At 69.9% G+C, this 23,352-nt stretch carries 27 protein-coding genes; 10 read left to right on the plus strand and 17 right to left on the minus strand.

What is annotated here, in order from left to right:
• Window positions 1–83 precede the first annotated feature (83 nt).
• Genes NVS83_RS03580 through lgt form a run of 4 tightly spaced genes read right to left on the minus strand, consistent with a single transcriptional unit; the run spans window position 84 to window position 4,008 of the window.
• Window positions 84–1,241 (minus strand): M24 family metallopeptidase, encoded by a 1,158-nt coding sequence (locus NVS83_RS03580; RefSeq protein WP_258738480.1) that lies wholly within the window; start codon window positions 1,239–1,241, stop codon window positions 84–86.
• A 3-nt stretch (window positions 1,242–1,244) separates the two neighbouring features.
• Window positions 1,245–2,006, minus strand: a complete 762-nt coding sequence (gene pgeF, locus NVS83_RS03585) for a peptidoglycan editing factor PgeF (RefSeq protein WP_258738100.1) — start codon at window positions 2,004–2,006, stop codon at window positions 1,245–1,247.
• Window positions 2,003–3,163, minus strand: coding sequence for a class I SAM-dependent methyltransferase (locus tag NVS83_RS03590; protein ID WP_258738101.1), 1,161 nt, complete (start codon window positions 3,161–3,163; stop codon window positions 2,003–2,005). The genes pgeF and NVS83_RS03590 overlap by 4 nt, the downstream gene beginning before the upstream one ends.
• Window positions 3,160–4,008: a prolipoprotein diacylglyceryl transferase gene (gene lgt, locus NVS83_RS03595; RefSeq protein ID WP_258730776.1), complete on the minus strand. Its 849-nt coding sequence runs from the start codon at window positions 4,006–4,008 to the stop codon at window positions 3,160–3,162. Before lgt ends, NVS83_RS03590 begins: the two co-directional genes overlap by 4 nt.
• A 353-nt stretch (window positions 4,009–4,361) precedes the next feature.
• Between lgt and NVS83_RS03600 the strand changes: the two genes are divergently transcribed.
• From NVS83_RS03600 to NVS83_RS03620, 5 genes are all read left to right on the plus strand, one after another.
• Window positions 4,362–4,637: an accessory factor UbiK family protein gene (locus NVS83_RS03600; RefSeq protein WP_258730775.1), complete on the plus strand. Its 276-nt coding sequence runs from the start codon at window positions 4,362–4,364 to the stop codon at window positions 4,635–4,637.
• A 243-nt stretch (window positions 4,638–4,880) separates the two neighbouring features.
• On the plus strand, window positions 4,881–5,378 hold the full coding sequence (locus NVS83_RS03605) for a type III secretion system chaperone family protein (RefSeq protein WP_258730774.1): 498 nt from the start codon (window positions 4,881–4,883) through the stop codon (window positions 5,376–5,378).
• A gap of 213 nt (window positions 5,379–5,591) precedes the next feature.
• Complete coding sequence (gene proC, locus NVS83_RS03610; protein WP_258738102.1) at window positions 5,592–6,416, plus strand: pyrroline-5-carboxylate reductase; 825 nt, start codon at window positions 5,592–5,594, stop codon at window positions 6,414–6,416.
• Between the two features lie 97 nt (window positions 6,417–6,513).
• On the plus strand, window positions 6,514–7,200 hold the full coding sequence (locus NVS83_RS03615; RefSeq protein ID WP_258738103.1) for a TetR/AcrR family transcriptional regulator: 687 nt from the start codon (window positions 6,514–6,516) through the stop codon (window positions 7,198–7,200).
• Window positions 7,201–7,250: 50 nt separating this feature from the next.
• Window positions 7,251–7,604, plus strand: a complete 354-nt coding sequence (locus tag NVS83_RS03620; RefSeq protein WP_258730770.1) for a tRNA-binding protein — start codon at window positions 7,251–7,253, stop codon at window positions 7,602–7,604.
• Window positions 7,605–7,631: 27 nt separating this feature from the next.
• Here NVS83_RS03620 and NVS83_RS03625 read toward each other — a convergent pair whose 3' ends face one another.
• The 3 genes from NVS83_RS03625 to NVS83_RS03635 are packed head-to-tail and all read right to left on the minus strand — an operon-like array spanning window position 7,632 to window position 10,378.
• Window positions 7,632–9,020: an ATP-binding protein gene (locus NVS83_RS03625; protein ID WP_374115021.1), complete on the minus strand. Its 1,389-nt coding sequence runs from the start codon at window positions 9,018–9,020 to the stop codon at window positions 7,632–7,634.
• A gap of 26 nt (window positions 9,021–9,046) precedes the next feature.
• A complete protein-coding gene (locus NVS83_RS03630; protein WP_258738104.1) occupies window positions 9,047–9,781 on the minus strand; it encodes a response regulator in 735 nt (244 codons plus the stop codon).
• A gap of 12 nt (window positions 9,782–9,793) precedes the next feature.
• On the minus strand, window positions 9,794–10,378 hold the full coding sequence (locus NVS83_RS03635) for a MarR family winged helix-turn-helix transcriptional regulator (protein ID WP_258738105.1): 585 nt from the start codon (window positions 10,376–10,378) through the stop codon (window positions 9,794–9,796).
• Between the two features lie 245 nt (window positions 10,379–10,623).
• On the opposite strand from NVS83_RS03635, the gene NVS83_RS03640 reads away from it, so the two are divergent.
• Window positions 10,624–11,523 carry a branched-chain amino acid aminotransferase gene (locus NVS83_RS03640; protein WP_258738106.1) on the plus strand — a complete coding sequence of 300 codons (900 nt, stop codon included), beginning with the start codon at window positions 10,624–10,626 and terminating at the stop codon, window positions 11,521–11,523.
• Window positions 11,524–11,621: 98 nt separating this feature from the next.
• Here NVS83_RS03640 and NVS83_RS03645 read toward each other — a convergent pair whose 3' ends face one another.
• The 4 genes from NVS83_RS03645 to uvrC all read right to left on the minus strand — a co-directional run bounded on the left by NVS83_RS03645 (window position 11,622) and on the right by uvrC (window position 15,218).
• Window positions 11,622–12,080 carry a molybdenum cofactor biosynthesis protein MoaE gene (locus NVS83_RS03645; RefSeq protein WP_258738107.1) on the minus strand — a complete coding sequence of 153 codons (459 nt, stop codon included), beginning with the start codon at window positions 12,078–12,080 and terminating at the stop codon, window positions 11,622–11,624.
• Between the two features lie 52 nt (window positions 12,081–12,132).
• Window positions 12,133–12,384, minus strand: a complete 252-nt coding sequence (moaD, locus tag NVS83_RS03650) for a molybdopterin converting factor subunit 1 (protein ID WP_258730765.1) — start codon at window positions 12,382–12,384, stop codon at window positions 12,133–12,135.
• Window positions 12,381–13,022 carry a CDP-diacylglycerol--glycerol-3-phosphate 3-phosphatidyltransferase gene (pgsA, locus tag NVS83_RS03655; RefSeq protein ID WP_374114508.1) on the minus strand — a complete coding sequence of 214 codons (642 nt, stop codon included), beginning with the start codon at window positions 13,020–13,022 and terminating at the stop codon, window positions 12,381–12,383. Before pgsA ends, moaD begins: the two co-directional genes overlap by 4 nt.
• A gap of 141 nt (window positions 13,023–13,163) precedes the next feature.
• Window positions 13,164–15,218, minus strand: coding sequence for an excinuclease ABC subunit UvrC (gene uvrC, locus NVS83_RS03660; protein WP_258738108.1), 2,055 nt, complete (start codon window positions 15,216–15,218; stop codon window positions 13,164–13,166).
• Between the two features lie 238 nt (window positions 15,219–15,456).
• Here uvrC and NVS83_RS03665 point away from each other — a divergent pair, with 238 nt between their 5' ends.
• The gene (locus NVS83_RS03665) at window positions 15,457–16,176 is read left to right on the plus strand and encodes an FkbM family methyltransferase (protein ID WP_258738109.1); all 720 of its coding nucleotides are present in this window, start codon (window positions 15,457–15,459) and stop codon (window positions 16,174–16,176) included.
• An 85-nt stretch (window positions 16,177–16,261) separates the two neighbouring features.
• Entirely contained in the window at window positions 16,262–17,197 is a 936-nt protein-coding gene (locus NVS83_RS03670) for a DMT family transporter (RefSeq protein ID WP_258730761.1), read from the plus strand.
• Here the strand turns inward: NVS83_RS03670 and NVS83_RS03675 are convergent.
• Window positions 17,194–17,976 carry an SDR family oxidoreductase gene (locus NVS83_RS03675; protein WP_258738110.1) on the minus strand — a complete coding sequence of 261 codons (783 nt, stop codon included), beginning with the start codon at window positions 17,974–17,976 and terminating at the stop codon, window positions 17,194–17,196. The genes NVS83_RS03670 and NVS83_RS03675 overlap by 4 nt on opposite strands.
• A gap of 385 nt (window positions 17,977–18,361) precedes the next feature.
• On the opposite strand from NVS83_RS03675, the gene NVS83_RS03680 reads away from it, so the two are divergent.
• Both NVS83_RS03680 and NVS83_RS03685 read left to right on the plus strand, forming a co-directional pair.
• Window positions 18,362–18,973 carry an outer membrane protein gene (locus NVS83_RS03680; RefSeq protein WP_258738111.1) on the plus strand — a complete coding sequence of 204 codons (612 nt, stop codon included), beginning with the start codon at window positions 18,362–18,364 and terminating at the stop codon, window positions 18,971–18,973.
• A gap of 356 nt (window positions 18,974–19,329) precedes the next feature.
• Window positions 19,330–19,974, plus strand: a complete 645-nt coding sequence (locus NVS83_RS03685; protein WP_258730758.1) for an outer membrane protein — start codon at window positions 19,330–19,332, stop codon at window positions 19,972–19,974.
• 85 nt (window positions 19,975–20,059) lie between these two features.
• On the opposite strand, the gene NVS83_RS03690 is transcribed toward NVS83_RS03685, so the two are convergent.
• From NVS83_RS03690 to NVS83_RS03710, 5 genes are all read right to left on the minus strand, one after another.
• A complete protein-coding gene (locus NVS83_RS03690; protein ID WP_258738112.1) occupies window positions 20,060–20,668 on the minus strand; it encodes a glutathione S-transferase family protein in 609 nt (202 codons plus the stop codon).
• A gap of 102 nt (window positions 20,669–20,770) precedes the next feature.
• Window positions 20,771–20,986: a cold-shock protein gene (locus tag NVS83_RS03695; RefSeq protein ID WP_258738113.1), complete on the minus strand. Its 216-nt coding sequence runs from the start codon at window positions 20,984–20,986 to the stop codon at window positions 20,771–20,773.
• A gap of 239 nt (window positions 20,987–21,225) precedes the next feature.
• Entirely contained in the window at window positions 21,226–22,095 is an 870-nt protein-coding gene (locus NVS83_RS03700; protein WP_258738114.1) for a 23S rRNA (adenine(2030)-N(6))-methyltransferase RlmJ, read from the minus strand.
• A 17-nt stretch (window positions 22,096–22,112) separates the two neighbouring features.
• Window positions 22,113–22,769, minus strand: a complete 657-nt coding sequence (locus NVS83_RS03705; protein WP_258738115.1) for a ribonuclease T2 family protein — start codon at window positions 22,767–22,769, stop codon at window positions 22,113–22,115.
• Window positions 22,766–23,326 carry a hypothetical protein gene (locus NVS83_RS03710; RefSeq protein WP_258730753.1) on the minus strand — a complete coding sequence of 187 codons (561 nt, stop codon included), beginning with the start codon at window positions 23,324–23,326 and terminating at the stop codon, window positions 22,766–22,768. The genes NVS83_RS03705 and NVS83_RS03710 overlap by 4 nt, the downstream gene beginning before the upstream one ends.
• Window positions 23,327–23,352: the final 26 nt, after the last annotated feature.

The raw sequence follows: 23,352 nt of genomic DNA on the forward strand, positions 1-23,352 counted from the left end.
ATCCCCTGAGAGCCGGTCGCGCCGCTTGTCGTCGCCCGGGTCGGGCGGCGCCGCGGCTGTCGCCGACGTTCCGGGGCAAATGGTTAAAGGGAATTAACGATGAGGTCCAGAGGCGCGTCGGTCAGGCACTCATTACCGTTAACCGTCACCAGGAAGGTCCGGCCCAGGCACATGGCGGTCTCGCTCGCGCTGTCCATCAGAATCATGTGCGCGAACATCACCATGCCCGGCTCCAGCAGCCAGTTGTTGCCGGCGTAGAACATGGGCGGGTCCATCCAGGAAGGCGTGAATTTCGCCCCCAGCGAATAGCCGCAGGCGGCGAGCCGGTGCTCGGCGAGGCCGTGCCCGTCCATCACATGGGCATGGGCGGTGAACACCTCGCCCGCCGTGCGGCCGGGAGCGATGGCGTGGGCGCAGGCCTCCATCGCCTGCCTGGCGGCGGCGAACAGCTCGAGATGGCGTCCGCGCGGCGGACCGACCACGACCGTCTCCATCATCGCGGCGTGGTAGTGGCGGTAGGCGCCCGCCCATTCGAGCGTGATCTGGTCTTCCGAATCGAGCTGCCGCCGGCCGGCCTTGTAGCGGCACAGCAACGCGTCGCGGCCCGAGCCGATGATGAACTCGTTGCCTGGATAGTCGCCGCCGCCGCGGAACACCGCGCCCTGCATGGCGGCGAGCACCTCGCCCTCGTCGACGCCCTCGCCGATGGTGGCGATCGCAGCGTCGCGCGCGGCCAGCGCGAGCTTGGCCGCCTGACGGACATAGATGATCTCGGCCGGCGACTTGATCGCCCGCAGCCGGTCGACGAGGCCGGAGGCGTCGTGGAGCGTGGCGACGCCGTCGAAGGCGGTGTCGAGCTTGCGGCCATTGGCGGCGGTGAGGCCGTAGCTGTCATATTCGACGCCGATGCGCCCGCCCGCGCCGCCGAGCGAGGCCACCATGTCGCGAAGCTGGCCCTGGGGCGTGGCGTCCGCGCGGTCGGTCCACACGCGGATGTCGTCGATCAGCGAGGTGTGCTGCGCCTGCCTGAGATCCGCCGAGCGGGTGAGCAGGGCGAGCCGCCCGTCGGCGCCGAGCCAGAGCGCCTGGAAGAAGCAGAAGCCGAACGTGTCGTAGCCGGTCAGCCAGTACATCGATTCCTGCTGGAACATCAGCAGGCCGTCGAGCCGGTGCGCCGCCATCTCGGTGAGCAGGCGCTCCTTGCGGCGGGCAAATTCGGGCGCGGTGAAGTGCAGCATGATGGCTCAGACCAGCGTGATGGCCGCGACGAGACGTCCGTAGTCGGGCTCGCCGCGATGGGTGGCCCGACGGTAGCTGAAGAAGCGCGCCTCGTCCGCATAGGTGTCGAGACCGAGGTCCTCCACCGTGCCCACGCCCGCCGCCTTCAGCCGCATGGCGATGTAGCCCGGCAGGTCGAACATCGCGTGGTGCGCGCGGGGGGAGGGCACGAGGAAGCGGTCGTTTTCCGGGTCGATCGCGGTCAGCCGGGTGACGAAGTCCGGGCCGACCTCGTAGCTCTCCTGCCGGATCAGCGGGCCGATGGCGGCGACCACGCGCTCGCGCCGGGCGCCGAGTTCCTCCATGCGGGCGAGCGTCGACTCCAGTACGCCGCCGACCGCGCCCTTCCAGCCCGAATGGGCGGCGGCGACGACGCGCGCCTCGCCGTCGGCCAGCAGCACCGGGCCGCAATCGGCGATGGCGACGCCCGCCGCGACGCCGGGGGTGGCGGTGGCGACCGCGTCGGCCTTGGGGCGCTCCTCCCACGGGCGCTCGACCACCACGCAGTCCGGGGAGTGGATCTGCCAGCAGGTGAGCAGGTGTCCCGCCGGCACGCCGAGCGCGCTCTCCATGCGGGCGCGGTTCTGCGCCACGTGCCCGGGCTCGTCGCGTGAGCCCGTGCCCCCGTTGAGCCCGGCATAGATGCCCTGCGACACGCCGCCCTCGCGGGTGAAGAAGGCGTGGCGGATGCCGGGGAGCGCCGCGAGGGTGGAGGATTCGACCTTCATGTGGAGCCTTCCGTGCCTGTGGAGCCTTCCGGGAACGCCTCGTCCGGCGCGAAGCCGGCCGGTACGCCGAACGCGGGATGGACCAGCGCCAGCGCCTTGAAGAGCGCGCCCATCTGTCCCTCGCCGCTGCCCGCGAGGCGCGTCCGGGCGGCGTCGATGGCGGCGCACACCGTCTCGTCCGCGTTGCGCTTCAGCCGTTCGGTCCGCGTCTCCAGCCCAAGCCGCTCGAGCAGCGCGCCCTGCGTCACCGGGCCGAAGGCCCGCGCGCCGTTCGCCTGCGCCGCGCGGGCGAGCGCGCCGAAGTCGACATGGGCGGTGAGGTCCGCTTCTCCCGGATGGGCGAGGGCGTCATCGAAGGCGTGCTCGCGCAGCGCCTGCAGCGTATCGCCGAAGCCGCCGGCATGGCCATAGTCGATGAGGAGCGCCGCCCCGCCAGAGGCGGCGAGCCGGCCCCCGAGCCGCTCGGCGATGGCGAGGCCCGCCGGGCAGATCTCCAGTAGCGCGCCGATGGGCGCTTGGCGCAGCACGGCCTCGGCATGCGCGTCGAGCCGTGCGGCCGGACGCAGGCCGAAGGCGAGCGCGCCGTCCCCGCCGAGGCCGACCATGCGCTCGGCGAAGCCCTCGGGCGTGCGCAGGAACTGCCGGATCGGCAGCGCGTCGAAGAATTCGTTGGCGAGCAGGATCAGCGGGCCGGCGGGCAGGTCGTCGAAGGAGGCGGCCCAGCTCACGTCGAAGCGCTGCAGCGTGTCCGCCTGCTTCGCCCGCAGCCGCGCCGAGGCCTCCACCAGCACCACATGGGCGGCCTCGTGGAAGCCGGGCACGATCGTGGTGGCGCGCAGCGCGTCCGCCATCATGGTGCCGCGCCCAGGCCCGAGCTCGGCGAGCACGAAGGAGGCGGGCGAACCGAGCCGCATCCACGTGTCGGCCGCCCACAGCCCGATCAGCTCGCCGAACATCTGGCTGATCTCGGGGGCGGTGACGAAGTCGCCGGCCGCGCCGAACGGCTCATGCGTCGTGTAGTAGCCGAGGCGCGGATGGAGCAGGCAGCGCTCCATGTAGTCGGCGACGGTGATCGGCCCGGTCTGGGCGATCTGCCGGGCGATCTCCTCGCCGAGCGCGGTGGTGCCGGCCGGGCTCCGGGCCGCGGGCGCGCTCATGCGGGCTGGCCGGCATTCAGCGCCGGGCGCCGCCGGGCACGCCAGATCAGCCAGCCGCCCAGCGCCAGCATCGGCAGCGAGAGCACCATGCCCATGGTGACGAAGCCGCCGGCGAGATAGCCGAGCTGCGGGTCCGGCTCGCGGAAGAACTCGACGAAGATGCGCGAGCAGCCATAGAGCAGCACGAACAGCCCCGCGACCGTGCCCGGACGCCTCAGCGCGCCCATGCGGATGGCGATCTGCAGCACGATGAAAATGGTGAGACCCTCCAGCCCCGCCTCGTAGAGCTGGCTCGGATGGCGCGGCAGCGGCCCGCCATGGGGGAACACGATCGCCCACGGCACGTCCGACGGGCGGCCCCACAGCTCGCCATTGATGAAGTTGGCGATGCGGCCGAGGAACAGCCCGACCGGCACCACCGAGGCGGCGATGTCCAGCATCGAGACGAAGGACAGGCTGCGCCGCCGCGTGAAGAGGTACATGGCGAGGATCGAGCCCATGAACCCGCCATGGAACGACATGCCGCCGTGCCAGACGGTGAGCGCCTCGAGCGGATGCCCCGCATAGTAGGGCAGGTTGTAGAACAGCACGTAGCCAATGCGCCCGCCGAGGATGACGCCGAAGGCGACCCAGACGATGGCGTCGTCGAACTCCTCCGGCTCGATTGGCGACTTCCCGCCCCACAGCGCCGGGCTGGCGCACAGTTTCTTGGCGAGCCACCAGCCGATGAGCAGGCCGCCGACGTAGGCGAGCGCGTACCAGCGGATCGCGAACGGGCCGAACTCGATCAGGATCGGATCGATGTTCGGAAAGGGCAGCGCGAACAGCGGAGGGGTGAAGAGCATTACGGGGTCTCTGCGCAGGGGCTCGACGTGCGGTGGCTCGGCGGGCAGGGGTGCGGCGGGCAGCGGGGCGACGGGCAGGGGTTCGGCGAGCGGTGCGAAGGTCTCGGCATGGTATGGCCCGTCTGTGCGCGCCCGCCCGGGAGGAGGTGGCGCGGGCGGCCGGTGCGACTCGGCAGGACCGGGGCGCACCGCCTCACTTGCCTTCCCGGCGTGACGGGATCAAGGCGTTTGGAGCGCCCGCATGCCCTCCGCGCAACGCGGCACCTGCGTTCAGGCCCCTTGCGGAGGTTGCCCCCCCGCCCCATTCTCCCCCAAAAGGCGTGCCATCGTGCGCGCCCGAGCCGGAGAAAACCATGACCCAGACCACCAGCCGCATCTTCGACGATTTCGCCCGGCTCATGAACGACGCCGCCGGCGTCGCCACCGGCGTGCGGCGCGAGGCCGAGACCGTGATGCGCGCCCAGGCCGAGCGCATCCTGCGCGAGCTCGACGTGGTGACGCGTGAGGAATTCGAGACCGTGAAGGAGCTCGCCGCCGCCGCGCGCGAGGAGAACGAGCGCCTTGCCGCCCGCATCGCGGCGCTGGAGGCCAAACTCGGCACCGCCGAGCCGCCGGATTCGCTCGGCTGAACCGGCCCTTGTGGACTCATCGCCCCGCGCGCGTTTCGGCCCTTGCGGCGACGGCGCGAATCCAGACACCTTGACGACACGGCCTTCCAGCCGGAAGGCCGGTCCGGCAGCGCCCGAGGGGCACGATACGGTCAGGATCGAACGCATGATCCGATGCATGGCGCCGGTTGCCAGCTATCCCATGCAGCGCTTCATCGTCCTGACGCGTCGATCCGTTTCGCGCCCATTCTTGCGAGGTCCAGCATGACCTATACCGATTTCGAAACCGACACCCGCCTCAACCCGCTCGACCAGATCGAGCGGATGGCGGCGCTCAACGAGTGGGCGTTCGAGCGGTCGGCGGAGGACGAGATCACCATTTCCCTCGAGGGGCGGTGGACCGACTGCCACGTCTCGTTCCAGTGGATGGACGAGGTGGAGGCGCTGCACGTCGCCTGCGCCTTCGACCTCAAGGTGCCTGAGAAGCGCAAGACCGAGGTGCTGCGCCTGCTCTCGCTGATCAACGAGCAGATGTGGATCGGCCATTTCGACCTATGGTCGAAGGAGGGCGTGATCATGTTCCGCCACGCCCTGCTGCTGGCCGGCGCGGAAGCGACCGACCGCCAGTGCGAGGTGCTGATGGAATGCGCCGTCGAGGCGGTCGAGCGCTACTTCCCCGCCTTCCAGTTCGTCGTCTGGGCCGGCAAGAGCGCCCGCGAGGCGATGGACGCCACCCTGTTCGAGACCATCGGCGAGGCCTGAGCCCCGCCGCGCATCGGACGGCCGGCGCCGCCCAGCGGCGGCCGTCCCCATCTCGCGCCGACCGGCCGGGCCGGCCCGCCGGCGACAGACGCCCCCCGCCATAGCTCCCCGTTCCCGACCCTCCGCCCATTGCCAAAGCTGCGGGTGCCCGTCACAAGTCGGGCATGATGGGCGACGGCGCCGTCGCGGCGCGCGGGCTGAGGAGTGACGATCATGGCCACACTTTCCGACATCCCCGGACGCGTGCTGCTGGTGGGCGCGGGCAAGATGGGCGGGGCGATGCTGGAAGGCTGGCTCGGCCTCGGCCTAGATCCGGCCCTCGCCGCCGTCATCGATCCCTCGCCCCCGCCCGAGGTGGCCGCGCTGCTGGAGGCGAACGGCGTCGCGCTGAACCCGCTCAATGGCGGCCCGCCGGCGGTCATGGTGCTGGCGGTGAAGCCGCAAGCGGCGCCCGAGGTGCTCGCCCGCGCGGCGCCGCTCGCCGGCCCGGATACGCTGGTGGTCTCCGTGATGGCGGGGCGCACGCTCGGCTTCCTCGAGGCCGCCTTCGCGCCCGGCCAGCCGGTGGTGCGCTCCATCCCCAACACCCCGGCGGCGATCGGGCGCGGCATAACCGTCGCGGTGCCGAACGACGCGGTCACCGAGGGGCAGGCGAGCATCGCCGATGCGCTGCTGCGTGCCACCGGCGGGGTCGAATGGGTGGATGACGAGGCGCTGATCGACGTCGCCACCGCGGTCTCCGGCTCCGGGCCGGCCTATGTGTTCCTGCTGGCCGAGGCACTGGCGGCGGCGGGTGTGCAGGCCGGGCTCGCCCCGGACATGGCCGACCGGCTGGCGCGGGCCACCGTGTCCGGCGCGGGCGAACTGATGCTGCGCTCGGGGATCGAGCCGGCCCAGCTCCGGCGCAACGTGACCTCGCCGAACGGCACCACGGCGGCGGCGCTGGCGGTGCTGATGGACGAGGAGCGCGGCTTCGGCCCGCTGCTCGCCGACGCCGTCACCGCGGCCGCCCGGCGCTCACGCGAGCTTGCGGGATAGGCGGCGCCCGGCGCACGCCGTTCCGCCGGAAGGCCTTCTCCTCGCCCGCTGCGAGTCCTAAGTTGGTGTGGGGCCATGTTCAGCTCAGGAGGTCACGATGACGGACACTTCCGGAACGACAGCCGCCGCGCAGGATCCGCGCGGCAGGATCCTCGACAGCTTCCTCGCGCTGCTCGCCGAACGCCCCTTCGAGCGCATCGGCCTCAATGACGTGGCGACGCGCGCGGACGTCTCGCTGGTCGAGCTGCGCGCGGCCTTCGGCTCGACCTTCGACATGCTCTCCACCTTCATCCGCGACGTCGACCGCAAGGTGCTCGTCGGCGTCGCGAGCGAGGGCGACGAGGCGATGGCCGAGCAGCCCGCCCGCGATCGGCTGTTCGACGTGCTGATGCGCCGGATGGACGTGCTGGCGCCGCACAAGGCGGCGCTCGGCTCGCTGGCGCGCTCGGCGCGGGGCAACCCGTTCTTCGCCCTCGCGCTCAACAAGCTGGCGGTGCGCTCGGCGCAGTGGATGCTGGCGGCGGCGAAGATCGACACCGCCGGGCTCAAGGGCGCGGCGCGCGCCCAGGGGCTGGCGCTGGTCTATGGCCGCACGCTCCGGACCTTCCTGCACGACGACGACCCGGGCCTCGCGAAGACCATGTCGACCATCGACCGCGAGCTCTCCAAGGGCGAGCGGGCGCTGGGGCTGCTGGACAGCTTCTGCGTCCTCGCGACCTGCGGCGGGCGGCGCCGCGAGCGGCCCGCTCCCGCTCCCGAGCCCGAGGCGCCCGCCGCCGCCTGACGGGCGGCGCCGCGTCGGGATGAGGCCCCGTTGCATGTGAGGAGTGGAAAGTGAGCCTTGCCCCGTTGGAGCAGATTTCGATCGCGGATTTCCTCAAGGTCGACATCCGCGTCGGCACGATCATCCAGGCCGAGCCGTTTCCCGAGGCCCGCAACCCGGCGATCCGGCTGGTGATCGATTTCGGCCCGCACATCGGCTGCCGCAAATCGTCGGCGCAGATCACCGTGCATTACGCGCCGGAAGACCTGATCGGCCGGCAGGTGGCGGCGGTGGTGAACTTCCCGCCGCGCCAGATCGGCCCGATGATGTCGGAGGTGCTGACGCTCGGCTTCCCGGACGAGGACGGCGCGGTGGTGCTGTTCCGGCCCGATAACGAGGTGCCGAACGGCGCGCGGCTGTTCTGACGGCCGCCAGAGGCCGCCGCAGCCGCGTCAGACCGGAATCCGCACCGTCGCCCTCAGCCCGCCCAGCGGACTGTCGCCCAGCATCACGTCGCCGCCATGGGCGCGGGCGGCGTCGCGGGCGATGGTGAGGCCGAGGCCCGAGCCGCCGGCGTCCTGGTTGCGCGCATCGTCGAGCCGCACGAACGGGCGGAACACGTCGTCGCGCCGCGCCGGTGGGATGCCCGGACCGTCGTCGTCGACCGTCACGGTGAGCCAACGCTCGTCGCGCGTGCCGGTGATCTCGATCCGCTTGGCATGGCGCCGCGCATTGCCGACGAGATTGGCGAGGCAGCGCCGGAACGCGTCCGGGCGGATCATTACCAGCGTGTCGTCGCCGACGAAGCGGGCCGTGACGTCCGCGCCCTGGCGCTCGGCATTGTGGCGGGTGTCGTCGATGATGCGCGCGATGTCGGCCATGATCGGCGCCTCGCCCGTCGTGTCGTCGCGGGCGAAGGCGAGATAGGCCTCCAGCATGCGCTGGAGCTCGTCGACGTCGTTGCGCAGCGCCTCGGTCTCCTCGGTGTCGCCGATCAGCGCCAGCTCCAGCTTGAAGCGCGTGAGGATGGTGCGCATGTCGTGGGAGACGCCCGCGAGCATGGTGGTGCGCTGCTCGATCTGCCGCTCGATGCGCCGCTTCATCTCGAGGAAGGCGAGCGCCGCCCCGCGCACCTCGCGCGCGCCGCGCGGCCGGAAGCCGGTGACGTCGCGCCCCTTGCCGAAGGCGATGGCGGCGTCCGCCAGTGCCTCGATCGGCTTGATCTGGTTGCGCAGGAACAGGATCGCGACCGCCAGCAGCAGCACCGCCGTGCCCACCATCCACACCAGGAAGATGTGCGAATTGGACAGATACGCCTGCGAGCGGCGGGCAAAGATGCGCATCACCATGTCGTCGAACTGGACGCGCACCTCGATCAGGTTCGAGTTGCCGACCGTGTCGGTCCAGAACGGCCGTTTCAGCCGCTTGCCGAGCTCGCTGGTGAAATGCGAGTCGAGGATGGAGAAGAAGGGCTTGGGGCCGGGCGGGGGCAGCCGCTCGCCGGGCAGGAAGTCGACGGTGAGCCCCATCGCCGACTGCGCGATCTGCTTGATCCGGTCGCGGTCGGCCTGGGTCGGGAATCCGGCGCTGAGGTCGGTCAGCGCCGTGATGTCCTGCGAGACGGCGGCGGAGAGCCGGCGCGTCACGGCGTTGTAGTGGCGCTCCATGAAGACGAAGGCCAGCACCGACTGCAGGATCACCATCGGCGTGACGATGATGATGAGCGAGCGGGCATAGAGCCCCTTCGGCATGACGCGGTTGAACCACGCCCCGAAGCGGGCATTGTTCTCGCGCATGCGCGCCTGGGTGAGGCGCAGCCGCTCGCGGGCGGCGCCCATCATCTGGTTGTCGAGCAGGTTCACGCGGTTCAAGGCGCGACCACCAGCCGGTAGCCGACCCCCCGCACGGTCTGGACATAGGTCGGGTTGGCCGGGTCGCGCTCGATCTTGCGGCGCAGGCGGTTCACCTGCACGTCGACCGCGCGGTCGCCGGCGGCGACGCCGGGGGCGACCAGCGCCTGGCGGGGCACGGTATCGCCCGGGCGGGCGCCGAGCACGCGCAGCATGTCGCGCTCACGGTCGGTGAGGCGCACCGGCTCGCCCTCGCGCGTCAGCTCGCCGCGCTCGAGATGGAACACGAACGGCCCAAAGCGCACCGCCTCGATCGCCTGCGTGGTCGGGGTGGCCGCGCGCTTGATGACGTTGCCGATGCGCAGCAGCAGCTCGCGCGGCTCGAACGGCTTGGCGAGGTAGTCGTCGGCGCCGATCTCCAGCCCCTCGATGCGGTCGTCCGGCTCCGAGCGGGCGGTGAGCATGAGGATCGGCACCTCGGACTCGGCGCGCACGGCGCGGGCGAGCTCGAACCCGCTCTCGCCCGGCATCATCACGTCGAGGATGAGCAGGTCGAAGGTGAGCCCGCTCATGCGGGCGCGGGCGTCGGCGGCGGATTCGGCGGTGGTGACGCGGTAGCCGTGCTCGGTGAGGAACCGCGAGAGCAGGTCGCGGATGCGCCGGTCGTCGTCGACGATCATGAGGTGGACGGCGTCGTCGGCGGGCATCGTCCGGCTAACCCTCGCCTTTTCCGGGCTCTCGGCGTCAAGCATCACATACGTCTCTCAGCCGGCCGGACGGGTGCGCGGAGCGGTCCTCGCTTCCGTCGCCTGGTCGGCACGGGCAATGAGCTTCTCGATCGGGCTGCGATCTTCGGGATCGATCATGGCGACAAGAAAGCGGCGTGCCATCTCGCGCGAGTCCGGCCCGCACTCGGCGAGCGCGCGGGCGATGCGCTGGGACTGCAGCGCGACGAACTGCTGCGCCAGCGCCTCGCCCTTGGGCGTGAGGAAGAGCAGCCGCTGGCGCCGGTCCGAGGAGCCGGCGCGGCTGTCGACGAAGCCCTGGTCGATCAGCTCGCGCAGCACGCGCCCGAGGCTCTGCTTGGTGATACGCAGGATGTCGAGCAGGTCGGTGACGCGCATGCCGGGATGGCGGTTGACGAAATGCAGCACGCGGTGATGCGCGCGGCCGAAGCCGAAGCCCTGCAGCACCTCGTCGGGATCGCTCACGAAATTGCGGTAGGCGAAGAAGAACAGCTCGATCAGATCGACCATGGGCTCCGCGTCCTGCGCCGGCGCGAGGCGGGCAGGGGAAGCTGGATCGGCCTTGGCCGGCCGCGACGGCAGCGAGACATTTATGTCAGCCATGTTGACTTTTTTCGTTATGATCGTTACCGAGAACTCCCGCTTGGCGAAAGGATCGTTCGGATTGCCGTTCGACCCGGTCCGGAGCGGGATGTAGACTGGCTGCCTACGAGGCGGCGAAAGATAACGGGACTTCGACTGCGAGGCAAAATATAGCGTTCTCGCGCCAAGCCGAAGCCGCCATGCTGAAGGACAAGAGGGCCGCGACGCCACCATGGGCGCCGGCGACCTGTTCGGGAGATACAACCATGGCAAGCGAACCTTTCGACAAGCGCACCGGCTGGATCTGGTATGACGGCGCCTTCGTGCCGTGGCAGGACGCCCAGGTCCACGTGCTGACCCACGGTCTGCACTATGGAAGCTGCGTATTCGAGGGCGAGCGCGCCTATGGCGGCGAGATTTTCAAGCTCGACGAGCATACCACGCGCCTGAAGGAAAGCGCGCGGCTGCTCGACTTCGAGATTCCCTACAGCGAGGCCGAGATCAACGCGGCCTGCCGCGAGCTTCTGGCCAAGCAGAAGCTGTCCGACGCCTATCTGCGCCCGGTCGCCTGGCGCGGCTCGGACATGATGGGCGTGTCGGCGCAGGCCAACCAGATCCACCTCGCCATCGCGGCGTGGGAATGGCCGAGCTATTTCGATCCGGCCGAGCGGCTGAAGGGCATCCGCATCGGCATGGCGAAGTATCGCCGGCCGGACCCGCAGACCGCGCCCTCGACCTCGAAGGCGGCGGGTCTCTACATGATCTGCACCATCTCCAAGCACGCCGCCGAGCGCGAGGGCTATGCCGACGCGCTGATGCTCGACTGGCGCGGCCTGGTGGCGGAGTGCACCGGCGCCAACATCTTCTTCGTGAAGGACGGCGTGATCCACACCCCGATCGCCGACGCGTTCCTGAACGGCATCACCCGCCGGACGGTGATCGACCTCGCCCGCCGCCACGGCATCGAGGTGGTGGAGCGGGCGATCCAGCCGGAGGAGCTGGAGAGCTTCGACGAGTGCTTCATCACCGGCACCGCCGCCGAGGTGACGCCGGTGTCGGAGATCGCCGGCCGCCACTACCAGCCCGGCCCGGTGACCAAGACGCTGTTCGAGGACTACATGGCCGAAGTGCAGCCGAAGAAGGCCACCGCCGACGCGGCGGCCTGACGCGCGCCGCTCGATCGCTCAGATCCGACAGGGAGGGCCGCCCCGCAAGGGCGGCCTTCTCGCGTCAGGGGCCAGTCCCGGCGCCTAACCTTGGCGTCCTATTCCCAGCGCCCGGCCGCTTCGTCGTCGGTGTCCTTGGCGGCGACCCAGTCGTTGGTGTCCTCGCGCTCCTCGAGCTTCCAGAACGGGGCGCGGGTCTTCAGCCAGTCCATCAGGAACTCGGCCGCGGCGAAGGCGGCGCCGCGATGGGGCGAGGCGGTGACCACGAGGACGATGTTGTCGCCGGGCACGATCCGCCCGTAGCGGTGGATCACCGTGGCGCCGAGCAGCGGCCAGCGGGCGCGGGCCTCGCCGACGAGGCGGGTGATCTCCTCCTCCGCCATGCCCGGATAATGCTCCAGCGTCAGCGCCACCAGCGGGGCGCCGCCGGCCGCGTCGTCGTCCCGGCACAGCCCGGCGAAGGTGACGACGGCGCCGATATCGGTGCGACCCTGCGTCAGTCGCGCAGCCTCCGCCGCGGCATCGAAATCCCCGGACTGGATCCGCACCGTGAACATGGCTTGATCTCCCGCTCGGCGTTCCGCCCGCCGTCTCGTCCGTTCGCCCGGCTCAGCCGCCGGTCATCGGCGGGAAGAAGGCGATCTCGCTGGCGCCGGCGAGGGCGGTGTCCGGCTTGGCGTGGCGCCGGTCGAGCGCGGCGCGCACCACGCGCGGATTCTCGAAGGCGCGGGCATAGCCCTCGCCGCGCGCGGCAAGCCAACCGGCGAGCTCGGCCACGGTGCGGACCGTCTCCGGCACCGCGATCTCCTCGCCGGCAAGGCCGATGCGCTCGCGCACCCAGGCGAAATAGAGAATCTTCACACGTCGTCCTCGATGAGATGGCGCGCCCCGGCCCGGAAATAGTCCCAGCCGGTATAGAGCGTCAGCAGCGCCGCGATCCACAGCAGCACGATGCCGACCAGGGTGATGCCGGGCACCAGCTTGTCGCCCGCGGGGCCGGCCAGCAGCACGGCGACGGCGACGAGCTGCGCGGTGGTCTTCCATTTGGCGAGCCGCGTCACCGGCACGCTGACGCGCAGCTCGGCGAGGAACTCGCGCAGCCCCGAGACCAGGATCTCGCGGCACAGGATCACCACCGCCGCCCACAGCGACCAGCCGCGGATGGTGCCGTCGGAGGCCAGCATCAGCAGCGAGGTGGAGACCAGCAGCTTGTCGGCGATCGGGTCCAGCATGCGGCCGATCGCCGATTGCTGCGACCAGACGCGCGCCAGGTAGCCGTCGAAGAAATCGGTGATGGCGGCGACGATGTAGATGCCGAGCGCCAGCCAGCGCAGCCACAGCCCGCCTTCCAGTATGTCGGCCCAGAACAGGCAGGCCGCGACCATCGGCACGGCGACGCACCGGCCATAGGTGAGGAGGTTGGGCAGCGCGAGCGCGTGTCCGCGTTTCACCTTTCCAGGCTCCGTGATTGTCTCGTGGCTGGAGGTGACATCGACCATGCTGCCGGCTCCCGTTGGACCGAGGTAATGACGCAGGCGGGCAACGTCAATCGCACCGCGCCGCCGCCGCTCGTCAAATACCCTTCATCAGCATGAATCGACGCTGTGACCTTCCCGTGGCAGCCGGCGTTCTCAACGGCCTCAGCCGGGCTTGGCGTGAAAGAAATCGTAGACCGCCCGCGCGGTGGCCGCGTTGACGCCCGGCACGCCTTCGAGATCGGCGAGCGAGGCGCGCTCGATCGCCTTGAGCGTTCCGAAATGATGCAGCAGCGCACGCTTGCGGGTCGGGCCCACGCCGGCGATCTCCTGCAGCCCGGAGCGGCCGATCTCGCGCGTGCGGCGCGCCCGGTGCGAACCGATGGCGAAGCGGTGCGCCTCGTCGCGCAGGCGCTGCACGAAATAGAGCACCGGGTCGCGCGGCTCCAGCCGGAACGGCTCGTGCCCCTGGCGGTAGAAGGTCTCGCGCCCGGCGTCGCGGTCCGGTCCCTTGGCGACGCCCACCAGCGGCACGTCGGTGATGCCGAGCGCGGCCAGCGTCTCGCTTGCCGCCTTGAGCTGGCCCGGCCCGCCGTCGATCAGCAGCAGGTCCGGCCAGGCGGTGGAGGCGGCCTCGGCGACGCCTTCCTCCCGCTCGGCGAGGGCGGCGCCGGCGCCCGCGCCGTCACCGTCGGCTGCGACCGGCGTAGGCTCGGCGCGCGGATTCTCCCGCAGCAGCCGCGAGAAGCGGCGCGTCAGCACCTCGCGCATCATGCCGTAATCGTCGCCGGGGGCGAGGTCGGCGGACTTGATGTTGAACTTGCGGTACTGGCTCTTGGCGAAGCCTTCCGGCCCGGCCACGATCATGCCGCCGACCGCATTCGTGCCCATGATGTGGCTGTTGTCGTAGACCTCGATGCGGCCCGGCGCCTGCTTCAGCTCGAAGGCGCGCGCGAGCTCGCCCAGCAGCCGCGCCTGGCTGGCGCTCTCGGCCAGCTTGCGGCCCAGCGCCTCGCGCGCGTTCTGCAGCGCGTGCTCGACCAGCTCGCGCTTCTCGCCGCGCCTCGGCACGGAAATCTCCACCCGGTGGCCGGCGCGGGTGGCGAGCGCCTCCTCCAGCAGCTCGCGCTCGGCGACGTCGTGGCTGAGCAGGATGAGGCGCGGGCAGGGCTTGTCCTCGTAGAACTGGGCGAGGAACGACTCCAGCACCTCGGCCGGGCCGAGCGTCCGGTCGGCGCGCGGGTAGAGCGCGTGGTTGCCCCAGTTCTGGCCGGTGCGGAAGAAGAACACCTGCACGCAGGTTGCCCCGCCTTCCTGGTGCAGGGCGAACACGTCGGCCTCCTCCACCGAGCGCGGGTTGATGCCCTGCGTGCCCTGCACGGCGGACAGCGCCGCGAGGCGGTCGCGCAGCGCGGCGGCGCGCTCGAATTCCAGCGCCTCCGAGGCGTCCTCCATCTCGTGCGCGAGCTGCTCCTTCACCGCCCGGCTCTTGCCCGAGAGGAAGTCGCGCGCCTCGCGCACATAGTCGGCATACTGCTCGTGGCTGACCTCGCCGGTGCAGGGCCCGGCGCAGCGCTTGATCTGGAACAGCAGGCACGGGCGGGTGCGCGATTCGTAGAAGCTGTCGGAGCAGGAGCGCACCAGGAACGCCTTCTGCAGCGCGTTGATGGTGCGGTTCACCGCCCAGACCGAGGCGAAGGGCCCGTAATAGTCGCCCGGCCTGTTGCGCGCGCCGCGATGCTTGGTGATTTGCGGCGCGTCATGGTCGCGGGTGATGAGGATGTAGGGGAACGACTTGTCGTCGCGCAGCAGCACGTTGAAGCGCGGGCGAAGCTGCTTGATGAGATTCGCTTCCAGCAGCAGCGCCTCGGTCTCGGTCTGGGTCGAGACGAACTCCATCTCGGCGGTGGCCGCCACCATGCGCATGATGCGCGCGGTGAGGCCCGCCGGGCGGGTATAGGCGACGATGCGCTTGCGGATGCTCTTGGCCTTGCCGACATAGAGCACGGTGCCGTCCGGCCCCAGCATGCGGTAGACGCCCGGGCCGTTCGGGGCGTGCTTGATGGCGCGCTGGATCGCGGCGCGGCCCGTCGCCACCGAGCCCGGCGCGGGCTCGGCCTCCTCGGGCTCGTCGATCGGCAGGCTCGCTTCCTGCTCCGCGGCCGCGGTGGCGTCCTCGTCGTCTTCGGGCTCGGGCAGGTCTGGGTTCGGTCGCGTCATGCCCTCTAGATACGGATTCACGCCCGGCTGGAACAGGGGGGCGGACGCGCCTTCGCCATACCGCTCGGAAATCGCGCCGATGTGCTAAGGAGTTGCTTTGGGGGGTCTCCTCGCAGGGGACCGAGGGCTGGGCGTGCTGGAAATTCTGAGAACGGCAGGTGAGAACCGCCTGCCGCGTGCGGTCGGGTTGTTGAGTCGGTGGGCGGACCTGAAGGCCGCCCGAAATCCGAACAGCGAGTTGCAATTCCTTCCCCTTCTCGTCGGGCAGGGCGAGACGGCCTGCGATGTCGGGGCCAATCACGGCCTTTACACCTACTGGATGCTGCGGCTCGGCGCGCATGTGCTGGCCTTCGAGCCCAATCCCGCCATGGGGCGCGTGATCCGCAGCCGCTTCGGGCCGGCGCTGAAGGACGGCCGTCTGACGCTGTTCGAATGCGCGGCGAGCGACGAGAACCGCATCGCCGAGCTCCACATCCCGGTCGGCCACTCGCCGATGGCGGCGATCGACCTCAACGGGTCGGTGTCGGGCGCGAGGCTGGTCGACGAGCTGATGGTGTATTGCCGCCGCCTCGACGACTGCATCGAGGGCGATGTCGCCTTCATCAAGATCGACGTCGAAGGGCACGAGCAGAACGTTCTCGACGGCGCCCGGCGGCTGATCGGCGCCAGCCGGCCCTCGCTGCTGATCGAGGCCGAGGAGCGCCACCGCGCCGGCGCCGTCGCTTCCGTGCGGGCGACGCTGGAGCCGATGGGCTACAGCGGCTTCTACGCTCTGGCGGACGGGCTGCATCCGGTCGAGACCTTCGATCCGGCACGCCACCAGCGCCCGGAAGCGCTCGACGGACAGGGCGGTTCCGCCCGCGAGCCCTACAGTTACGTCAACAACCTGATCTTCATCGCGCGACCCAACGTCATGGACCGGTTCCAGGGCTGGACGCCGCGCCGCCTGCTGCCGTGAGCGGGCGCCGAGTCCATTGCGCGGACTTCGCCGACCCGTTAAGGGCTCGGTCCGGCCGCGCCGCGGCCATCGGATCGAAACGACAATGTCCAGCCTCGCTGAAACGGGCGCAAAGCCCGCCGTCCCCCTGACCGGTTACGTCTTTGGTGCGACCGGTGCGATCCTGTTCGCCTCGAAGGGCATCATCATCAAGCTCGCCTATGCGCAGGGGCTCGATCCCGAGACCGTGCTGGCGCTGCGCATGGTGTTCGCGCTTCCCTTCTACCTCGTCATCGGGGCGATCGCGATCGTCCGGATGCGCGCGCATGGCGAGGCGATGCCGTCGCTGAGCGTGGTAGGGCGTACGGTGCTGGTGGGGGCGCTCGGCTACTGGTTCGCGAGCTACATGGACTTCATCGGGCTCGAATACATCTCCGCCTCGTTCGAGCGGCTGATCCTGTTCACCTACCCGCTGTTCGTGGTGCTGCTCGGCGCGCTGTTCTTCCGCCAGCCGATCCGGGCGCGGGCGCTGCTGGCTTTCGCCGTCGCCTATTCGGGCCTCGCGATCATCTTCATGCAGAATTTCGCGGCGAGCGGGAACGACACGCTGCGCGGCGTCGCCTTCGTGGCGATGTCGGCGATCAGCTTCGCGCTCTACCAGCTCCTCGCCGGCGGGCTGCTGCGCAGCATCGGCTCGGCGCTGTTCACCTGCATCGCCATGACCTCGGCGGCGGTGGCCTCGCTGGTGCAGTTCGCCCTGTTCCGGCCGATCGACGGGCTGTTCGTGTCCGGCCACCTGCTGGTGCTGGCGCTGATGATCGCCATCGGCGCGACGGTGCTGCCGACCTTCTTCCTCAACGCGGCGCTGAAGCGGATCTCGCCCTCGGCCAACTCGATGATCAGCACGGTGAGCCCGGTGGCGACGATGGGGCTCGCCTTCGTGTTCCTCGGCGAGACGGTCTCGCTCGTCGAGCTGGTGGGCTCGGTGCTGGTGATGGGCGGCATCGGCGCCTTCACCTTCGCGGATGCGCGCCGGCGCTAGTCGGTCTCGGTGTCCGGCGTGCGCCAGGCAAGGTGCTGGCCACCGTCGACCGCGATCATCTGCCCGGTGATGCTTCGCGCGCGGGCAAGGAAAAGCACCGCCTCGGCGATCTCCTCCGGCGCCGGCCCGTGGCCCAGCGGCAGCGCCGCGCACTGGCGGGCGAAATCCTCCCCGTCCTGGTGCACGCTGGCGAGCGTCGGGCCGGGGCCGATGCCGTTGACCCGGATGCGCGGCGCGAGCGCCTGGGCGAGCATGCGCGTCGCCGACCACAGCCCGTTCTTGGCGAGGCTGTAGGAGAGATAGTTCGGCGTCGGCTTGAGCACGCGCTGGTCGATGATGTTGACGACCGCCCCGTGCCGATCCGGCGGCAGGGCACGCGCGAAGGCTTCAGCGAGGAACACCGGCGCGCGCAGATTGGCCGCGAAATGGCGTTCCCACCGGGCGAGGTCGAGATCGCCGACACCGTCCGGCTGGAACTCCGAGGCATTGTTGACGAGGAGGCTCACCGGCCCCAGCGCCTCCACGGCGGCGGGCATCAGCCGGGCCATGGCCGCCGGGTCGGTCAGTTCCGCGGCGAGCACGACCGCCCGCGCACCCTCCGCCTCGATCGCCGCCCGCGCGGCATCGCCCGCTTCACCCTCATGCCGCACATGCACGGCGACGTCATAGCCCGCCCGCGCCAGCGCCAGGCTGATGGTGCGGCCGATCCGCACCGCGCCGCCGGTCACCAGCGCGACCGGGCGAGGGGAGGCGGGAGCGATGGGCACGGAGACGGGCATGGGCAGGCAAACTCGCTGGCAGGCGGGTGAGGCGGATCGGAAGCGGCGCCATCATATGGGGAATTTCCCGCCGCCCGTCGATCCGCGCCAGCCACTTCCTTGCGCGAAGGCACGCCGCACGGGCGGGGCGGGCGGAATTTACCTTCCGATAACCATGCGACGAAGAATATTGCGTGGCTGCACGCGTATTTCGTCGCGGAGATGACGAAAATCTTTACGGAGACTGAATATTAATTCTCGAATTGCGCGTTAAACCGGATGTTAAGCATACTCTATCCTTACGAAATGCCCTAAGATTCTGCTCATACATTTATGGGAGTGTCAGCCATCCGAATTTACGGGGGCGGGCCCGGCCGTGCGCCCGCGCGACACTCAGGAGAGCAACATGAAACGCAGCATTCTTGCGGGTCTCGGCCTCGTGGCCCTGATTTCCGCGCCCGCCGCGGCGGCCGATCTCGGTTACCCGGCCCCGGCAGCGCCCGCCTACGAGGCGGTGATGCCGTTCACCTGGACCGGCTTCTACATCGGCGCCAATGCCGGCTATGGCTGGGGCACCGCCGACTGGTCGCCGGACACGGACGGCTTCATCGGCGGCATCCAGGCCGGCTACAACTGGCAGGGCGCCGGCCCGCTGGTCCTCGGCATCGAGACCGACCTGCAGTACTCGAATGTCGAGAGCTCGGTGTTCACGCTGGACTATTTCGGCACCATCCGCGCCCGCGCGGGCTTCGCCATGGACCAGTTCCTGGTCTACGGCACCGGCGGCTTCGCCTATGGCAGCGGCACCTATGAGGTCGGCGGCCTGTCGGACGACAACACCCACACCGGCTGGGCGCTCGGCTTCGGCGGTGAATATGCGCTGAGCAACAACATCACCCTGCGGGCCGAGTACCTCTATCTCGACATGGGCTCGGAGACCTACAACACGGTCGCCGGCCCGGCCGATGTCGGCCTGACCACCAACATGCTGCGCGCGGGCATCAACTACAAATTCTGATCCGCCGCGCCTTCCTTTTCGACAGACGGCCGCGGGGCCCGGGAGTACCGGGTTCCGCGGCCGTTTTCATTTGGCCGCACGACGATTTTGTGTCGTTTTCGCAACAGTGACCTACATTCGATTGCAGATAATGGCAAAATTGTTGCGTCTTTTCCGAGTTTGACGCAGCGGAATATTTCGCCGAAGAATCAGCATTCATGAGGGGTTGCGGGCTCGAAGGCACGGATCGGCGGTGGTATCGGCGGCCGAATTTGGCGGTTTCTGCCGCAATCCAGCCCTCGACATGCCTATCTGGGCGCCTATCTCCGATCCGAGCTTGGCTGAATGCCAGTTTCGTTGTCGTTCGGAGAGTATTTATGAACACGATCATCCGCTCGGGCATGGCCGCCGCTGCCCTTCTCGTCGCGGCGCCGGCCTTCGCTGCCGACCTGCCGCAGGCTTATCCGACCAAGGCCCCGGTGGTTGTGGCCGAGCCCGCCTTCACCTGGACCGGTTTCTATCTCGGTGCCAACGCCGGCTACGCCTGGGGTTCGGGCGAGGGTGGGGCTTCTACGCTCGGCCTCGACCCCGACGGCTTCCTCGGCGGCGGCCAGATCGGCGTGAACTACCAGTTCGGCAACAATGTCGTGCTGGGCGCCGAGGCCGACTTCCAGGGTTCGGACATCAAGGACGACGCCTATGGCTACGAGTCCAAGATGGACTATTTCGGCACCGTGCGCGCCCGCCTCGGCTACGCGTTCGACAACGTGCTGCCCTACGTGACCGGCGGTCTCGCCTGGGGTCACAACGAGGTCAAGAACTCCAACCTCGGCCTGTCCTCGGACAACACCGCCGTCGGCTGGACCGTCGGTGGCGGCGTCGAGTACGGCCTGACGAACAACTGGACCGTCAAGGCCGAGTACCTCTACATGGATCTCGGCGAGGACTACTACGACAGCATCGGCGTGAAGAGCGGCCTGACCGCCAACGTCGTGCGCGCCGGCATCAACTACAAGTTCTGATCCGCCGGCCCCCGCGGCCGTCGATCGATCCGATCTCGAAGACCCCGGGCGGCGACGCCCGGGGTTTTTTCGTTTGCGCGGCGCGTCAGCCGTGGAAGCGCGTTGCCTCGAAAGCGGGCACGCGTGCAGCGAAGCTGTTCAGCCAACTCACCAGCCCGGGGTGGCCGGCGCGCCAGGCGCCTTCGAAGCGCAGGTCGAGATAGCCGAGCGCGCAGGCGAGGGCGATCTCCCCGACATGGGCCGGCGCGGAGACGTTTCCCGCGGCCGGCGGCGCGGCCTCGAACGCCGCCAGCGCCCGCTCCACCTTGCCCGCCTGGGTGGCGAGCCAGTCGGGGCTGCGGATCTGCTCGGGCCGGAAGCGTACCTCGTAGACCTGCAGCAGCGCGGCATCCATCAGCCCGTCGGCCAGCGCCTGCGCAGTGAGGGCCGCGAAGCGCGGCTCGCCGCCCGCCGGCACGATGCACCCGCCGCCGGCCTCGGCGTCGAGATAGTCGAGGATGACCCGGGAATCGAACAGCGGCGCCGCATCGTCGCGCAGCAGCACGGGAATCTTGCCGAGCGGGTTCTGCGCGCGCACCGAATCCTTGGGATCCGTGGTGTCGGCGGGCTCGATCTCGAGGGCAATCCCGCACAGGGCCGCCCCGATCTTGGCCTTGCGGCCGAAGGGGGAGGCGGGTGACGAACGTAGCTTCATGGGATGCATCGCAAGCGAGGCGGGACGGCGTCGCCGTTGGTCGTCATCGGCATGCCGCTCTGCCGGCCGACGGCGGAATGCCGCAGCTTCGTGCGAGGCGTATCAGTCGGCGAACTGCAGGTCGATGGCCTTGGGCCCCTTGCCCCGCTTGTCCGGCTCGACCTCGAAGCTCACCCGCTGTCCTTCCGCCAGCGTGCCGAGGCCCGAGCGCGTGACGGCTGAAACGTGCACGAACACATCCCTTCCTCCGTCGTCCGGACGGATGAAGCCGTATCCCTTCTCGGTGTTGAAGAACTTGACGGTACCCGTCGTCGCCATTCGCCTGCTCTCCTCATCCCCGAATGGACTCCTGCCATTCGCCGGATCTCCTAGCCCCTGTCCATCAAGCAAGACCGATGCCGGACGCATGCGGGACCCGGATCGCGAATGTCCGCTTGCACCCTGGGCACGCGTGAGCGGGGGCGCGATCAGGGTATCGAGGCGTTGCAGAAGGGGAATCTAGGACGGCGAGATGACGTGCGGCCGACGCCGACGCTTTTGCGTCAGTAACCCCGGCGTCAGCGCTCCGGGGTGAGCCAGCCGACGCGCACCCGGCCGGTGCCGTCAGTGGCGAGCACGCGGGCGAGGGCGCCCAGCACCAGCCGGAGCTCGTCCGCCAGCGTGAAGGGCGGATTGACGATGACGAGGCCGCAGCCGGACAGCGCATCGGCCTGCCGCACCGCCCGCAGGTCGAACTGGATGTTCAGCGTCTTGGGGATGCGCGCCCGCTCGATTGCCCGGCGGAAGGCATCCACCGCGCGCACGTCCTTGATCGGGTACCAGAGCGCGTAGATGCCGCCCGACCAGCGCCGGTGCGCCTCGACGAGGGCGTCGGCCATGCGTGGAAACTCGTGCGGGTCCTCGAAGGGCGGGTCGACCAGCACCACCCCGCGCCGCTCCTTCGGCGGCAGATAGGCGTGGAGCGCCTGCCACCCGTCGACGGCCAGCACCTTGGCGCGCGGCTCGCGGCCGACCGCCGCGTCCAGCGCGCCGCGCACCTCGGGCACGGTCTCGCAGAACAGCAGCCGGTCCTGCGGCCGGGTCAGCGCGAGGGCGATCAGCGGCGAGCCGGGATAGAAGCGCAGCGTTCCGGAGGTCGTGTCCGCCCCGGCCGGATTGACCGCCCGCACCGCGTCGAGCCATGGCGCCAGCAGGGCGGCGACCTCGGGGGTGAACGCCGCCCCGAGCACGGCGCCGATGCCCCCGCGCCATTCCCCGGTGCGCCCGGCTTCCTCGCCCGCGAGATCGTAGAGGCCGGCGCCGGCATGGATGTCGATGACGCGATAGGGCGCATCCTTGCGTCCGAGATAGGCAAGGATGCGCGCCAGAGCGACATGCTTGACGACATCGGCGAAATTGCCGGCATGGAAGGCGTGGCGGTAGTTCATGGCACGGGTCCGGCGGTTCAGCCGCCGCGCGTCGGCGGCATGACGATGCGCGCGGCGCGGCAGGCGCGGCGGTCGACCTCGGTGCAGGAGGTGAAGCCGAGCGAGCGGTCGAGGCAGATCTGCACCTCGGTCAGGCGCCGTCCGTCGCAGTCGACCGCGATCATGTCGGCGGCGAGCCCCGGATTGGCGGCGCGGAACGCGCTCTCCACCTCGCCCGGCGTGACGGTGCGATAGGTGTCGAGATGGCGGAACTGCGCTGGGATCGTCACCTCGCCGAAGGCGCGGCGCAGGGTGGTGAAATAGGCGGTGGCGTCGAGCCCGGAACAGGTGCCGTGCCGGCGCCACTCATGCAGGGCGAGGTTGCGGCTGGGCATGATGTCGAGCACGCCGCGCAGCACCCGCTCGGGAACATAGGGGGCGGGGCGCAGGCAGAACTCGGGCCAGCCGCGCGCATATTGCGGCCACAGCCCATGCACGACGAAGGCGAAGGGGCGCGCACGGTCGCACTGCGCGGGCTCGGCCTGCGCCGTCTGGCAATAGGTCGGCGACCAGGAAAGGGAGAGGACGTAATGGTCGAACCGGCCCGGTTCGCCTTCCGCCCGGGCCGAGGCCGACAGGGCGGCGAGCAGAAGGAACGCGGCGCCGAGGCGCCGCGCCACCTCGGCTGGACTCACGGCAGCGCCATGCGGCAGTGCGGCGCGTAGGTCCAGGAACGGTCGAGCCCGTCGATGCACCATTCGACGCCCCAGGAGAAGCCCAGGAAGCCGCCATCCTCGACCAGCGAGTAGTAGATGCGGTGGCGGGTGCCGTGCATCACCGGCGGCGCGCCGACCTTGCCGCCGACATACTGGCTGGTGGCGTAGGGCGTCGCGGCCGTGGTCTCGCCGGAGATGACGACATCGGCGGCGCAGTAGCGGCGCGGAATGTACTCCTCGCCCCAGGGCCGGAAGGCGATCTGGTGGATGCGGTCGAAGGAATCGATCTGCAGCGACGAGTTCCAGTACTTCGATTCGGTCTCGGCGAAGTGCTTCTGGATGCGCGAGAGCGCGGCCGGCAGGTCGCAGGACGGCACGTTGCCGCTGTAGTTCGGGCCGGAAAGCCAGAAGTTCTTCTCGAGGAAGCTTGCCGCGTGCCCCGTGCCGGCGGACCCGACCAGCAGCGCCGCGCTCGCCAGCAGCCCCGTCGCCCAACGTGTCGCGGCGCCCAAACCCCGGCTCCGATCCTTGACCATGACAGCCCTCTCCCATGCGTTGGCCG

Origin of the sequence: Ancylobacter mangrovi (assembly GCF_024752335.1) — a bacterium.
Lineage (GTDB): Bacteria > Pseudomonadota > Alphaproteobacteria > Rhizobiales > Xanthobacteraceae > Ancylobacter > Ancylobacter mangrovi.